The 13,848-nt window shown below is 72.4% G+C and carries 10 protein-coding genes; 9 read left to right on the plus strand and 1 reads right to left on the minus strand.

Annotated features, from left to right (window positions below; all coding sequences use genetic code 11):
* Nucleotides 1-29 precede the first annotated feature (29 nt).
* Both FPZ41_RS38710 and FPZ41_RS38715 read left to right on the plus strand, forming a co-directional pair.
* Entirely contained in the window at nucleotides 30-3,605 is a 3,576-nt protein-coding gene (locus tag FPZ41_RS38710; RefSeq protein ID WP_322621278.1) for a glycosyltransferase family 2 protein, read from the plus strand.
* Nucleotides 3,602-5,113, plus strand: coding sequence for a DUF5719 family protein (locus FPZ41_RS38715; protein ID WP_322621279.1), 1,512 nt, complete (start codon nucleotides 3,602-3,604; stop codon nucleotides 5,111-5,113). The genes FPZ41_RS38710 and FPZ41_RS38715 overlap by 4 nt, the downstream gene beginning before the upstream one ends.
* A 107-nt stretch (nucleotides 5,114-5,220) precedes the next feature.
* Here FPZ41_RS38715 and FPZ41_RS38720 read toward each other — a convergent pair whose 3' ends face one another.
* A complete protein-coding gene (locus FPZ41_RS38720; RefSeq protein WP_152868524.1) occupies nucleotides 5,221-5,673 on the minus strand; it encodes a metallopeptidase family protein in 453 nt (150 codons plus the stop codon).
* A 307-nt stretch (nucleotides 5,674-5,980) separates the two neighbouring features.
* On the opposite strand from FPZ41_RS38720, the gene FPZ41_RS38725 reads away from it, so the two are divergent.
* The 7 genes from FPZ41_RS38725 to FPZ41_RS38755 all read left to right on the plus strand — a co-directional run bounded on the left by FPZ41_RS38725 (nucleotide 5,981) and on the right by FPZ41_RS38755 (nucleotide 13,759).
* Nucleotides 5,981-6,403, plus strand: a complete 423-nt coding sequence (locus FPZ41_RS38725; RefSeq protein WP_131559284.1) for a DUF3499 domain-containing protein — start codon at nucleotides 5,981-5,983, stop codon at nucleotides 6,401-6,403.
* A gap of 290 nt (nucleotides 6,404-6,693) precedes the next feature.
* Nucleotides 6,694-8,310, plus strand: a complete 1,617-nt coding sequence (locus tag FPZ41_RS38730; protein WP_322621280.1) for an L-lactate permease — start codon at nucleotides 6,694-6,696, stop codon at nucleotides 8,308-8,310.
* Nucleotides 8,311-8,468: 158 nt separating this feature from the next.
* Nucleotides 8,469-9,833 carry a phosphomannomutase/phosphoglucomutase gene (locus FPZ41_RS38735; protein WP_322621281.1) on the plus strand — a complete coding sequence of 455 codons (1,365 nt, stop codon included), beginning with the start codon at nucleotides 8,469-8,471 and terminating at the stop codon, nucleotides 9,831-9,833.
* A 178-nt stretch (nucleotides 9,834-10,011) separates the two neighbouring features.
* Nucleotides 10,012-10,182: a Trm112 family protein gene (locus FPZ41_RS38740; protein WP_134042677.1), complete on the plus strand. Its 171-nt coding sequence runs from the start codon at nucleotides 10,012-10,014 to the stop codon at nucleotides 10,180-10,182.
* Nucleotides 10,183-10,265: 83 nt separating this feature from the next.
* On the plus strand, nucleotides 10,266-11,393 hold the full coding sequence (locus FPZ41_RS38745; protein ID WP_152868515.1) for an SIS domain-containing protein: 1,128 nt from the start codon (nucleotides 10,266-10,268) through the stop codon (nucleotides 11,391-11,393).
* A gap of 66 nt (nucleotides 11,394-11,459) precedes the next feature.
* Nucleotides 11,460-12,611: a mannose-6-phosphate isomerase, class I gene (manA, locus tag FPZ41_RS38750; protein WP_152868517.1), complete on the plus strand. Its 1,152-nt coding sequence runs from the start codon at nucleotides 11,460-11,462 to the stop codon at nucleotides 12,609-12,611.
* Nucleotides 12,612-12,781: 170 nt separating this feature from the next.
* Complete coding sequence (locus FPZ41_RS38755; RefSeq protein WP_152868519.1) at nucleotides 12,782-13,759, plus strand: cation diffusion facilitator family transporter; 978 nt, start codon at nucleotides 12,782-12,784, stop codon at nucleotides 13,757-13,759.
* Nucleotides 13,760-13,848: the final 89 nt, after the last annotated feature.

Here is a 13,848-nt window from a genome sequence, read left to right on the forward strand (position 1 = left end):
CCACCCGCCCACCCGAGTTTCCGCGACACGTGGTGACCGCGGTGCTCGTCGCCCACGACGGCGCCCGCTGGCTGCCCGACGCGCTCGCCGGGGTGCTCGGCCAGGAGCGCCCCGTACAGAACGTCATGGCGGCCGACACCGGCAGCGCGGACGACTCCGCCCAGTTGCTCACCGACGCCCTCGGTGCCGACCGCGTCCTCCATCTCGCCCGGCGCACCGGTTTCGGCCAGGCCGTCGACGAGGTCAACCGCACCGCCGGTGAGCTCACCCCGGACGACCTGCCGTACCTCAAGCGCCCCAGCGGCTGGGACCCGGTCACCCGCACCTGGCGCGACGAGGCGTACGACATGCCCGAGCTCCCCCACGGGGAGCCGGTGCAGTGGCTGTGGCTGCTGCACGACGACTGCGCCCCCGAACCGGAAGCGCTCGCCCAGCTGCTGAGGGTCGTCGAGAACGAGCGCGAGCTGGGCCGGGACGACATCGCCGTCGTCGGCCCCAAGCTCCGCGGCTGGTACGACCGCCGTCAGCTCCTCGAGGTCGGCGTCACCATCGCCAACTCCGGCCGCCGCTGGACCGGCCTGGACCGGCGCGAGCAGGACCAGGGCCAGCACGACCACGTCAAGCCCGCCCTCGCCGTCTCCACCGCCGGCATGCTCATCCGCCGCGACATCTTCGAACAACTCGGCGGCTTCGACCGGCGACTGCCCCTGATGCGTGACGACGTCGACCTGTGCTGGCGCGCCACCGAAGCCGGACACCGTGTCCTCGTCGCCCCCGAAGCGGTCGTACGACACGCCGAGGCGGCCTCCCGTGAGCGCCGCACCGTCGACTGCGTGGGCCGTAGTGCCGCCTCCCCGCACATGGTCGACAAGGCCGGCGCCGTCTACACCCTGCTCGTCAACACGCGTACGGCACAACTGCCGTGGGTGCTGGTCCGGATCGTGCTCGGCACCCTGCTGCGCACCCTCGCCTACCTCGTCGGCAAGGTCCCCGGACAGGCCGTTGACGAGATCCGGGGTCTTCTGGGCACGCTGCTGCGCCCGGAGCGGATCATCGCGGGCCGCCGCAGGCGCGGCCGCCCGCAGCTCGACAAGGGCGAGCTGCGGGCCCTGTTCCCGCCACCCGGCGCGACCGTCCGGGCCACCGTCGAACAGGTCGCCGGCAACCTGACGGGCCGCTCCGACCCCGAGTCCTCCTCCGCCGGCCGGCATGGTGGCGCGGTCGAGTCCGGACCCGGCGGCGACGACGGCGACTTCCTGGAGGTCGAGCAGTTCGCCCGGCTCAAGCGCGTCGCCCGCAAGCCCGGGCCCGTGCTCTTCGCCGTCCTGCTGTTCGTCTCGCTCATCGCCTGCCGTGAACTGCTCGGCGGTGGCGCGCTCGCGGGCGGCGCACTGCTGCCCGCGCCCGCCGACGCCGGCGAGCTGTGGGCGCGCTACCTCGACGGCTGGCATCCGGTGGGGCCGGGCGACACGCAGTCCGCGCCGCCCTACCTCGCGCTCGTCGCGATGCTCGCCTCGCTGCTGCTGGGCTCCACCGGGCTCGCGGTCACCGTGCTGCTCGTCGCCTCCGTGCCGCTCGCCGGGTTCACCGCGTACTTCGCCTCACGGCCCCTCGTCCAGTCCCGGCTGCTGCGCGCGTGGGCAGCCGTCGCGTACGCCTTCCTGCCCGCCACCACCGGCGCGCTCGCGGGCGGCCGCATCGGCACCGCCGTCCTCGCGGTCCTGCTGCCGCTCATCGCCCGCGCGGGCGTCGCGGCCGCCGGCCTCGCGAACGCCACGGGCGCACCCGGCAGTTGGCGCGCCACCTGGGCGTACGCGCTGCTGCTGACCGTCACCACCGCGTTCACGCCCATCGTGTGGCCCATCGCCCTGGTCCTCGGCCTCGGGCTCCTCGTGCTGCGCCGCGGCGCCATCACCGCCCACGGGGTGCGCTTCCTCGTCCAGCTCGGCACTCCGCTGCTGGTCCTCGCCCCCTGGTCGCTGACGCTGCTGCCGTTCGGCTTCTTCAGGGAGGCCGGTCTGAAGTACGGGGCGAGCTCGGCCTCCGCCACCGAGCTCCTCGGTGCCGGCCCCGGCGGGCCCGGCACGGTCAGCGGACTGATGCTCAGCGGCGTCGTGCTGGCCGCCCTGGCCGCCCTGCTGCGCTCCGAGCGGCAGTTGTCCATCTGGACCGCCTGGTCGGCCGCCCTCGTGGCCCTCGTCTTCGCGGTCCTCTCGAACGGCTCCACCTGGGCCGGACCCGCGACCCTCGTGTACGGCATCGCGCTGCTGGCCGCCGCCGTGCTCGGTGCCGACGGGGCACGCTCGCGCGTGGCCGAACAGAGCTTCGGCTGGCGCCAGCCGGTGGCCGCGCTCATCGCGTTCGCCGCGGCGGCCGGCCCTCTGCTGAGCGCCGCCGGGTGGATGATCCGCGGCGCCGACGGACCCCTGGAGCGGCGCGACCCGGTGCAGGTGCCCGCGTTCGTCGCCGAGGAGAGCGGCACCCGCGACCAGGCCCGCACCCTGGTCGTCGACAGCGACTCCGGCGCCAAGGTCGGCTACAGCCTCGTCCGCGGCTCCGGCGCGCGCATGGGCGACGCCGAACTCACGGCGGCCGGCGGCGAGAACAAGCTGCTCGACAAGGTCGTCGCCAACCTCGTGGCGGGCTCCGGCGCCGACCAGGCCGACGAACTCGGCGGATTCGCCGTGCGCTACGTCCTCGTCCGCAAGGGCGCGCCCCGTGAGGTCAGCCGCGTCCTGGACGCCACGCCCGGCCTCACCCGGCTCAGCCAGCAGGACGGCAGCGCCCTGTGGCGGGTGGACCGGCAGGTAGCCCGCGCCACCATCGTCTCCGGCTCCGGCGAGCCGCAGCCCGTCGCGGCCGGCCCCGTCGAGATCCACACCACCGTCCCCGACGGTGGATCGGGCCGTGTCCTGCGCCTCGCCGACACGGCGGGCGAGGGCTGGACCGCCACCCTGGACGGCAGGCCGCTCACCGGCACCACCGTCGACGGCTGGGCCCAGGGCTTCGAACTCCCTCCGAACGGTGGGACGCTGGACGTCACCTACGAGGCCCCCATGAGCCACACCGGCTGGCTGTGGGCACAGGGCGCGCTCGCCGTCGTCCTCGTGGTCCTCGCCCTGCCGGGCCGCCGCCGCGACGTCGACGACGACCTCCCCGAGGAGCCCGTCGTCCCCGCGCAAGACATCACCGGCGACGGCCGCCGCGCCCGCCGTCTGCGGGCCCAGGCCGAAGCCGAGGCCGAGAGCGGGGCCGGCACCGACCAGACCGCCGCCATGCCTCCTCCTCCGGAGGAGGCCCCGGCAGCCGTCCCGCAGCAGCAGTCCTACGGCACTTGGGACACCCAGGGGTACGCGGGCACCGACCAGGGCACCTACGGGCACGACCCGTACCAGGGCGCCCAGCAGTACCCGGCGGGCACGTACGACCAGACGTACCAGGCGGACCCGTACCAGGCGGATGCCCACCAGGGCGGCCAGTACGACCCGTACGCCTACGGGGGCACGACCGCGTCGTACGACCAGAGGTACCCCCAGGGCTACGACGCGACGTACGACCCGTCGCAACGCCCCGACCGTGAGCGCCCCGACGGGAGCCAGCAGTGAACCGCACGACCCTGTCCCTGATCGCCGGGGCGACCGCGCTCGCCGCCGTCACCGGCTTCGCCGCGCTCACCGCGCCCGACGCCTCGGGCGACGACACGGCCAGGGCGGCGGCCCAACTGCCCGTGGAGCGCACGAGCCTTCTCTGCCCCCAGCCGAGCACGTCGGACGTCGCGGAGACCGCGTACACGTCCTTCACGCCCGTCACGAAGGGGACCGGCGCCAAGGGGAAGGCCGAACTCGCCGCGGCGGGCGAGGACTCGGCGGACGAGGAGCCGGCGGACGGCGGTGGCGGCGGCAAGAAGCAGACCGGCAAGGCCACGAAGCCCGTCCTGGAACCGCAGGACCCCGGCAAGCCCGTCACCGGCAGCACCGACGGAGCCGAGGCGCCCGCGCTGATCGGTCTCGCCGAGGGGAAGTACGCGCCGGGCTGGACCGTCCAGGGGACCACCGAGGTCGCCGCGGGCAACGGACGCGGTCTGCTCGGCACCAACTGCACCGCTCCGGACACCGAGTTCTGGTTCCCGGGCGCCAGCACCGGAGCCGACCGCGTCGACTACGTCCACCTGACGAACCCGGACGACTCCGCCGCCGTCGTCGACATCGAGCTGTACGGCAAGGACGGCGCCCTCAAGACGACCGTGGGGGAGGGCATCACGGTCAAGCCGCGCTCCAGCGAGCCGGTGCTGCTGTCCACGCTCACCGAAGCGCCGGAGAACGACCTGACCGTGCACGTGAGTGTGCGCAGCGGCCGGGTCGCCGCGGCCGTCCAGGCGCTGGACGCCAAGGCGGGCGGCGACTGGCTCGCCCCCTCGGCCGATCCCGCGGGGAGCGTGGTGATCCCCGGCATCCCGAAGGACGCGACGTCCGTGCGCCTGGTCGCCTTCGCGCCCGGTGAGCAGGACGCCGACCTGAAGGTCCGGCTCGCGACCCCCTCGGGGCTGATCACCCCCGTCGGCAACGAGCTGCACGTGAAGGCCGGCATGACCGCGGCCGTGGACCTCGGCGACGTCACACGGGGTGAGGCGGGGTCCCTGGTGCTGACGCCGACGGACGATGCGGTGCCCGTGGTGGCCGCCGCGCGGGTGGTTCGCGGCAAGGGCACCAAGCAGGAGACGGCGTTCATCCCGGGGAGCCGGGCGGTGGGTGCGCGCGCGAGTGTCGCCGACAACCGCTCCAAGGGCGTCACCCTCGCGCTCACCGCGCCGGGCCGCACCGCGGAGGTCAAGGTCACGGCATCGCCGGGCAGCGAGGGCGGCACGGCGACGACCAAGACGTACACGATCAAGTCGGGCACGACCCAGAACGTGGCCGTGCCCGTCCCCAGTGGCCTCAAGGGCACGTACGCACTGACGGTCGAGCCCGTGTCCGGCGGTTCCGTCTACGCCTCCCGCATGCTCGAAACCACCGTCAACGGCGTCACCGGCTTCACGATCCAGCCCCTCCCGGACGACCGGGGCACAGTGGCGGTCCCGGACGCGGAACAGGATTTGTCGGTACTGCAGAGGTAGAGAGGGAGCAGAGGGAGCAGCGGCAAGGGGGCACAGCCCTCAGGGACGGGAAGGGCAGAGGCGAGGGAGGGAGTGACTCGCCTCCCGGCGAGCCCCCGCAGCCGCCCTCAGTCCTCCCCGTACCGGGGATCCACCGTCTCCGGCGTGAGCCCCAGCAGCTCAGCCACCTGCTCCACCACGACCTCGTGAACCAGCGCGGCCCGCTCCTCCCGCCCCTTGGTGCGGATCTCGACGGGCCGCCGGTAGACGACGACACACGCGGGCCGACCCTCCCGGGCGGGGACCGTTCCCCCCAGCGGCACCGCCTCGTCGCTCCAGGCGGCCCCGCGCGGTCCGTCGAGGCGTGGCACCTGGAGAACCAGGAAGTCGATGTCGGCGAGCTGCGGCCAGCGCCGTTCGAGGCGCTCCACGGAGTCCTGCACGAGGTCCGCGAACACCTCGGCGCGGCTCGCCGCGAGAGGCACCTGGGGCGGCGCGACGGGGCCACGCATGCCCCTGCCGTGCCGGTCACGGCGGCGGGGCCCGGGTGCGGCGGCACGGGGCGGTACGGGGTTGTCCATCACCTACGAAGCGTAGTCCGCGGCCGGGGCGGGTGCCCGACGCCCACGCGGGGCCCGGCAGGGAACGCGTCGAGCCCTTGTGGACGCCGTACGGCATGTCGGCAGATGACCATTCCAGCCAAGGTTGGGCTCGATTCCGCATCCCTCCAGGACCGCCAACCTCATGGCAATTGACAGAGTTTGGGGCGACTTGTGATCGGTTTGCGAGTTGTTCGGCATTCTGGACGCGCGTCTCCGCCCAGGTCAGAATGGGGTGTCCAGTGGGGCGTGTGGGGCGTTTCACAACGCGACACGGTGGAGTGACCTGGTGGAGAGTCGTCGCAGCCCGCTCAAGAGTGCGGTACCGTCCAACGTCGTGAGCCCTGTACGTCGCTGTTCGCGCACCGCTTGCGGCCGGCCTGCCGTCGCGACGCTGACGTACGTCTATGCCGACTCGACCGCGGTCCTCGGCCCGCTCGCCACCTACGCCGAGCCCCACTGCTACGACCTGTGCGCCGAGCACTCCGAGCGCCTCACCGCCCCCCGCGGCTGGGAGGTCGTCCGTCTCCTCGACGGCTCCGCTCCGGCCCGGCCCAGCGGTGACGATCTGGAAGCGCTGGCCAACGCCGTGCGCGAGGCCGCCAGGCCGCAGCAGCGTGCCGCGGAGGCCGGCGGCAGCGGTCGCGCGGCGGACCCGATGGAGGTCGCCCGCCGGGGTCACCTGCGGGTGCTGAGGTCTCCGGACAACTGACGGGCCCTCCGCTCCCGGACGCTTCCGGGAGGCCGGACCCTCCTCTCCCCGATGCTTCCGGAGGCCGGGATTCTCCACGCTCCGGGCTCTTGGGCAGCCGGGTTCCCCACGAGCGGGATCTTCTGAACTCCCTTCGCCCGACGCCTGTTTCGTTGTTCCGTAGTTGTGCTTCCCGAGTGTGGATTTGACCGAGCGGTGCATGCGCATTGACGTCTGCTTGTCACGGACACGACCATTCCGGGTACCGGTGAGACATCGCTTTCCGCATCGCGGAATCCGGGGAGGCGCCCGTGTACGTCCAGGAACTGGAACCCGTGGCCGACTCGCTCGGCCTGTCCGCACTCATCGCGACCCTGCCGCTCGTCCTCGTCCTAGTCCTGCTCGGCGGCGTACGGATGAAGGCCCACCATGCGGGCCTGATCGGCCTCGCGGCGGCCGCGCTCGTGGCGTGGCTCGCGTACGGCATGCCGTTCGGCCAGACACTCTCCGGCGCCGCACAGGGCGCCGCCTTCGGTCTGTTCCCGATCATGTGGATCGTCGTCAACGCCCTCTGGGTGTACCGGATGACCGTCCACACCCAGCACTTCGACATCCTGCGCCGGTCGTTCGGGCGGCTCTCCGACGACCCGCGCATCCAGGCGCTCGTCGTGGCTTTCTGCTTCGGCGCGCTCCTGGAAGCCCTCGCGGGCTTCGGCGCGCCGGTCGCCATCTGCGCGGTGATGCTCGTGGCGCTCGGCTTCGAACCGGTGCGGGCCGCCGTGGTCGCGCTGGTCGCGAACACCGCGCCGGTCGCGTTCGGCGCCATGGGCACGCCCGTCGTCACTCTCGCCCAGGTCACCGAACTGCCCCTGGACACCGTGGCGTCCGTGGTGGGCCGTCAGACGCCGCTGCTGGCCCTCGTGGTGCCCCTGGTGCTGGTCGGCCTGGTCGACGGACGGCGCGGGCTGCGCGAGACCTGGATACCCGCCGTGGTGTGCGGAACCGCCTTCGCCGTCGGTCAGTTCGTCGCGTCCAACTACGTCTCCGCGCAACTCGCCGACATCGGGGCGGCCCTGCTGGGCGCGGCCGCCCTGGTCGCCGTACCCCAGGCGCGCAGGCCCGCCGCCGAACCCGTACGGGCGGCCGTTCTGACCGGCGCCCGCAGCGAGGACCTGGACGAGGAGGACCCGCGGCGCGAGGTCGTGCGCGCCTACGCGCCGTACGCGCTCATCGTCGCCATCTTCTCCATCGCCCAGATCCCTGTCGTGAAGGACTGGCTGGCCGGGGCGACCCGTACCTTCGACTGGCCGTTCCTCGACGTCGCGAACCCGGACGGGGACCCGGTCGGCGGCAACATCTTCACCTGGCCCATCGTGTCGACCGGAGGCACCCTCGTGCTCCTGGCCGGAGTGTGCACGGCTGCCGTACTGGGGGTCCACGCGCGCGTGGCGGTCAAGGAGTGGGTGGCGACCGTATACGAACTGCGGTTCGCGATCCTCACGGTGACCTCCGTGCTCGGCCTCGCGTACGTCATGAACCTCTCCGGACAGGCCGCCACGATCGGCCACTTCGTGGCGGCGGCCGGCGCCGGACTCGCCTTCCTGTCACCGGTCCTCGGCTGGTTCGGCGTCGCGGTCTCCGGATCGGACACCTCGGCCAACGCCCTCTTCGGCGCCCTCCAGGTGAGCGCGGCACGGGAGTCGGGGCTCTCGCCCGAACTGCTCGCCGCCGCCAACAGCTCCGGCGGTGTGCTCGGCAAGATGATCTCGCCGCAGAACCTGACCATCGCCTGCGCGGCGGTCGGGCTCGCGGGCCGCGAGGGCGACCTGCTGCGCAAGGTGCTGCCGTGGAGCCTCGGACTGCTCCTGGTGATGTGTCTCATCGTGGTGGGGCAGAGCACGCCCGTACTGGACTGGATGCTCCCGTGAGCGATGTGCGGGACGTCCACTTGCCCGGGAGAAGCGCTTGGGTGACCCGTGGAAGAACACGGAACGAAGTCGTTACGCATCCACAGACGTCGCACAGCCGACTGTCACCTCGGGCGGGTAGTTTGAGGTGACCGATGAGGACTTCAGGAGGGTAGGCCGTGGCTGCTGATCTGTCGACGATCGTGAAGGCGTACGACGTACGCGGAGTGGTCCCGGACCAGTGGGACGAACCGCTGGCCGAGCTCTTCGGCGCGGCCTTCGTCCAGGTGACCGGCGCGGACGCCATCGTCATCGGCCACGACATGCGGCCCTCGTCGCCCGGCCTGTCACGGGCCTTCGCGCGCGGGGCGGCGGCGCGCGGCGTCGACGTCACCGAGATCGGCCTGTGCTCGACGGACCAGCTGTACTACGCGTCGGGCGCGCTGAACCTGCCCGGGGCGATGTTCACGGCCTCCCACAACCCCGCGCAGTACAACGGCATCAAGATGTGCCGCGCGGGCGCCGCCCCGGTCGGCCAGGACACGGGCCTGTCCGACATCCGCGAGCTGGTCGAGCAGTGGAGCGAGTCGGGCGCGCCGGAGCCCGCCGCGACCCCGGGGACGATCACGCAGCGCGACACGCTGGAGGACTACGCGGCCCACCTCCGTTCCCTCGTCGACCTGACCGCCATCCGTCCCCTGAAGGTCGTCGTCGACGCGGGCAACGGCATGGGCGGGCACACGGTGCCCACGGTCTTCGCGGGCCTGGCCCTCGACCTCGTCCCGATGTACTTCGAACTGGACGGCACCTTCCCGAACCACGAGGCGAACCCCCTGGACCCGGCGAACATCGTCGACCTCCAGAAGCGCGTCCGTGAGGAGGGCGCAGACCTCGGCATCGCCTTCGACGGCGACGCCGACCGCTGCTTCGTCGTCGACGAGCACGGCGACCCGGTCTCGCCGTCCGCCGTCACCGCGCTCGTCGCCTCCCGCGAACTCGCCAAGCACGGCGGCAAGGGCACGGTCATCCACAACCTGATCACGTCGTGGTCGGTACCGGAGGTCGTCAAGGAGAACGGCGGCACACCGGTACGCACGCGCGTGGGCCACTCCTTCATCAAGGCCGAGATGGCACGCACAGGCGCGATCTTCGGCGGCGAGCACTCCGCGCACTACTACTTCGCCGACTTCTGGAACGCCGACACGGGCATGCTGGCCGCCCTCCACGTCCTGGCGACCCTGGGCGGTCAGGACGGCCCCCTCTCGGGCCTGGTCGCCCAGTACGACCGCTACGCGGGCTCCGGCGAGATCAACTCCACGGTGGACGACCAGGCGGGCCGCATCGCCGCCCTCAAGGCCGCCTACGAGGGCCGCGAGGGCGTCGAGCTCGACGAACTGGACGGCCTGACCGTCTCCACGACGGACTGGTGGTTCAACGTACGGCCCTCCAACACGGAGCCCCTCCTGCGCCTGAACGCCGAGGCCCGCGACGAGACGACGGTGGCGAAGGTCCGGGACGAGGCCCTGACGATCATCAGGGGCTGAGTTCCCGGGCCCGTCATGGAGGTCCCCCTGCTCGACCGAAGCCGAGAACTTGGGGGAGTTCGAGGGGTGGCGGGGTGCCCACAACGGGCGCCCCGTACCCCCTCGGCCACCCTCCGGCACCAGGCCCCGCGCAGCGGTACGCTGACCAGGCCGCATCCACGTTCGGAAGGACACGCCCATGCCGCTCGAAGCCGGCCTCCTGGAGATCCTCGCCTGCCCGGCATGCCATGCCCCCCTCAAGGAGGAGGACACCGAGCTGGTCTGCACGGGCCAGGACTGCGGCCTCGCCTACCCCGTACGGGACGGCATCCCCGTACTCCTCGTCGACGAGGCCCGCCGCCCCGAGTAACACCCGGGCCCGGAAGCGGGTACGCCGCAGAGAACCCGGCGACAAGGGAACCAAGGGCAACCGGCGATCGGAGGCTGCCGCCCATGCTCGACGAATCGTTGCTCGACACCCCCGACGCCCTGGCGGAGGCGGACCATCGCGGCCTGCTCCGGGGAGCCGCCGAGGCCGGTGCCAGGGTCCGCACCGCCGTCCGCCTCGCGACCGAGGCCGGCATCCCCAACCTGAAGCCCGACGGCCGCCCCCGCGCGGTCCTGATCGCGGGGCCCGGCACCGCGTCCGCGGGCGTCGCCGACCTCCTCGGCACCCTGGCCGGCTCCGGCTGCCCCGTCACCCGGCTGCATCCGACCGGTGTGGCCCCCGCCGCGGGCGCCCTCCGCTGGGAGCTCCCCGGCTGGGTGGGGTCCCTCGACCTCCTTCTGGTCGCCACTGCCGACGGCACCGAACCAGGCCTCTCACTCCTCGTGGACCAGGCCTACCGCCGCGGTTGCACGGTCGTCGCCGTGGCCCCCGCCCACACCCCCATCGCCGATGCGGTGGAAGGCGTCTACGGCCTCTTCGTCCCCATGGCGACCGCCCCGTACGAACAGGACGAACCTCCGGCGGCCACCGCGCCCGGCCTCCTGTGGGCGCTGCTCACCCCGATGCTCGCGCTGCTCGACCGCACCGGACTGATCACGGCACCCCCCGACGGCCTGGAGAAGGTCGCCGACCGCCTCGACCACGTCGCCCAGCGCTGCGGACCGGCCATCGCCACCTACAGCAACCCCGCCAAGACCCTCGCCGCCGAGCTCGCCGAGTCCCTCCCGCTGATCTGGACCGAGGGCCTTTCCTCAGGCCCTGTGGGGCGCCGTTTCGCCGCCGCGCTGGCCGAGCTCGCGGGCCGCCCCGCCCTGGCCGCCCATCTGCCGGAGGCGCTCCTCTCGCACACGGTCCTGCTCTCCGGCGCCCTGGCCGCGGGCGCCGACCCCGACGACTTCTTCCGCGACCGCGTCGAGGAGCAGGCCGCCCTCCACGCGCGCGTGGTGCTGCTGCGCGACCGCGCGGGCGGCGCCCTCACCGCAGCCCCGGCCGCCCGCGAACTGGCCCTCAGCCACGACACCGCGATCAGCGAACTGGAACCCGAACAGGGCGGCGACCTGGAGACCCTCGCGGAGCTGATCGCCGTCACGGATTTCGCCGCCGTTTACCTGGCGCTCGCCTCAGCGACGTGAAGTGGGCTCGCACCCCGTGACCAGCACCGGGGCCGAGCCGCGTACGCACCGGAGACAAAAGGAACCATGGACCGCCTCAACAACACCATCCGCCCCTACGCCTGGGGCTCCACCACCGCCATACCGCACCTCCTGGGCGTGGAGCCGACCGGCGAACCGCAGGCGGAGATGTGGATGGGCGCCCACCCCGGCGCGCCCTCACACACCGCACGCGGCCCCCTCACCGAGGTGATCGACGGGGCCCCGGAGCGGGAGCTGGGGGAGCGAACGGTCGCCAAGTTCGGCCCCCGCCTCCCCTTCCTCCTGAAGATCCTCGCCGCCGGCGCACCCCTCTCCCTCCAGGTGCACCCCAACCTCCAGCAGGCGCAGGAGGGGTACGACGACGAGGAGCGCCGCGGCATCCCCGTGGACGCCGGCCACCGTAACTACAAGGACGCCAACCACAAGCCCGAACTGATCTGTGCCCTCACGGAGTTCGACGGCCTGTGCGGCTTCCGGGACCCCACGCAGGCCGCCGACCTGCTCGCGGGCCTCGACGTCGACTCCCTGAAGCCGTACGTCGACCTGCTGCACGCCCACCCCGAAGAGGCCGCCCTGCGTGAGGTGCTGACGGCCGTGCTGTCGGCCGACCCCGAGGACATGGCCCGGACGGTCCACGAGACCGCGGCCGCCTGCGAACGCCTCGGCGGCGCCTACACCCCGTACGCCGACCTCGCCCACCACTACCCGGGCGACCCCGGCGTCATCGCCGCCATGCTGCTCAACCACGTCCGACTCCAGCCCGGCGAGGCCCTGTTCCTCGGCGCGGGCGTCCCGCACGCGTACCTGAACGGCCTCGGCGTCGAGATCATGGCCAACTCGGACAACGTCCTGCGCTGCGGCCTGACCCCCAAGCACGTCGACGTCCCCGAACTCCTGCGCATCGTCCGCTTCGAGGCCGGCGACCCGGGCGTCCTGCGCCCCGAGGCGTCCCCGGACGGCGAGGAGGTCTACGAGACCCCCATCGACGAGTTCCGTCTCTCCCGCTACGTCCTCCCCGAGGGCTCAGCCGCCCACGACCTGACGCGCGAGACCCCGCAGGTTCTGCTGTGCACGGCGGGTTCCGTACAGGCAGGCGAACATCCGCTCCGTCCCGGTGAGTCCGTCTTCGTACCGGCCGGCGAAAAGGCCCAGGTGTCCGGAGCCGGCACGGTCTTCCGCGCCACAGTGGTCGCCTGACGATCAGCCGGAAGGCGTCGGCGAACGCCTGAATGGCATCGGAACGGAAACCTGGCACACCGACGTCGGACCGGGCTGCAACAATGCCCACTGCAAAAGGCGGGCAAAGCCCGGCCGGCGACGGACAAAGACGATAGACAAAAGCGTAGACGAAGGGACATCCCGGACACATGAGTGCGTCAGGCGGCACCAAAGCGATCGTGGCGGCACTCGGCGCCAACCTCGCGATCGCGGTATCGAAGTTCGTGGCGTTCGCCTTCAGCGGATCGTCCTCGATGCTCGCCGAGGGGGTGCACTCGCTGGCCGACTCCGGCAACCAGGCCCTGCTGCTCGTCGGCGGCAAGAAGGCACAGCGCGAGGCGACCCCGCAGCACCCGTTCGGCTACGGCCGCGAGCGCTACATCTACGCCTTCCTCGTCTCCATCATCCTGTTCTCGGTCGGCGGCATGTTCGCCCTCTACGAGGGCTACCAGAAGATCCTGCACCCGCACGAACTGGACAACTGGTACTGGCCGGTCGGCGTCCTCGTCTTCGCGATCATCGCGGAGTCACTCTCCTTCCGCACCGCCATCAAGGAGTCCAACGCCCTGCGCGGCAACAAGTCCTGGAAGGACTTCATCCGCCACGCCAAGGCCCCCGAGCTGCCCGTCGTCCTCCTGGAGGACCTCGGCGCACTGGTCGGCCTCATCCTGGCGCTGGGCGGCGTGGGCCTCGCCCTGCTCACCGGCGACGGCGTCTGGGACGGCATCGGCACGCTCCTGATCGGCATCCTGCTCATCCTGATCGCGGTCGTCCTGGCCCTGGAGACCAAGTCGCTGCTGCTCGGCGAGGCCGCGGGCGCCGAAGAGGTCGCGAAGATCGAGAAGGCCCTCGTCGACGGCGACACCGTCACGGGCATCATTCACATGCGCACGCTCCACCTCGGCCCCGAGGAGCTCCTGGTCGCCGCCAAGGTCGCCGTCCAGCACGACGACACCGCCGCCGAGGTCGCCACCGCCATCAACGCCGCCGAGGCCCGCGTCCGCGAGTCCGTCCCGATCGCCCGCGTCATCTACCTCGAGCCGGACATCTACCGCGAGGTGGAGGCCACGAAGGGCCCGGACACCGAGGCCACCCCCGGCGGCCCCGTCCAGACCGCCGACCACTGACGGTCCCACCGACCGAACCAGGGCCCGCCGAACTACTCGGCGGGCCCTGGTTCGGTCGGTGGGACCGTCAGTGGTCGGCGGTCTGGACG

The sequence above is a fragment of the Streptomyces acidicola genome (assembly GCF_009377235.1).
Classification (GTDB): domain Bacteria; phylum Actinomycetota; class Actinomycetes; order Streptomycetales; family Streptomycetaceae; genus Streptomyces; species Streptomyces acidicola.

Coding starts and splice junctions, on each gene's coding strand:
- FPZ41_RS38720 (WP_152868524.1), bottom strand. CDS start 5,673: ATGGACAACCCCGTACCGCCCCGTGCCGCCGCACCCGGGCCCCGCCGC.
- FPZ41_RS38740 (WP_134042677.1), top strand. CDS start 10,012: ATGCCGCTCGAAGCCGGCCTCCTGGAGATCCTCGCCTGCCCGGCATGC.
- FPZ41_RS38745 (WP_152868515.1), top strand. CDS start 10,266: ATGCTCGACGAATCGTTGCTCGACACCCCCGACGCCCTGGCGGAGGCG.
- manA (WP_152868517.1), top strand. CDS start 11,460: ATGGACCGCCTCAACAACACCATCCGCCCCTACGCCTGGGGCTCCACC.
- FPZ41_RS38755 (WP_152868519.1), top strand. CDS start 12,782: ATGAGTGCGTCAGGCGGCACCAAAGCGATCGTGGCGGCACTCGGCGCC.